Here is a 667-nt window from a genome sequence, read left to right on the forward strand (position 1 = left end):
ATGAAGATGCCAACGGCAACAGCTACTCCGCACAGTCCAATGAAGCGGTAGTGACCGTTGCAGAAGTCTATGCGGGTACGTTGGAAAATGACGGCAAGAAATCCGGTGCGCCGGGTGAAACCGTTTACTTCAGCCACACCCTGAAAAACACCGGTAATGCCACCGACACCTTCACCCTGGACGGGCTGAATGGTGCCGGCGCAGCGGGTAGCTATCAGGTGTTTATCGACGCCAACGGCAATGGTCAGCCTGATGCCGGTGAAAGCGCCGCCACGTCTGTGAGCGTTGACGCGGGTGACCAGGTCGAGCTGATCCTGGCCGTGCCGGTTCCATCCGGAACCGCAGCGGGCGCCACCATCGAAGGCACCTTGCTGGTGCGTTCGACCCGGGGCGATGGCAGCTTCGACGCCAATGACGGTGGCTTGGTACAGGATATCGGCAGCAACGCCGATATTGGCGACTATAACTCTGACGGTGTTAACGGCGCAGACGGTAACGACACCAACACCGATCAGGTGACGGTGACCACCGATGCGGTGCTGGTAACCACCAAGTCTGCATCTGTCAATACCTCTAACAACACCATTACCTACACCTTGACGGTGAAGAACAATGGTGGCAGTGCGGCGCAGAATGTAAATATCTTCGATGCCGTGCCAGCCAATGC

At 57.6% G+C, this 667-nt stretch carries 1 pseudogene; it reads left to right on the forward strand.

Annotated elements, in window-relative coordinates:
- Positions 1–667: pseudogene (locus A3754_RS03100) on the forward strand (DUF11 domain-containing protein); the annotation flags it as partial.

It is taken from the genome of Alcanivorax sp. HI0083, assembly GCF_001635175.1.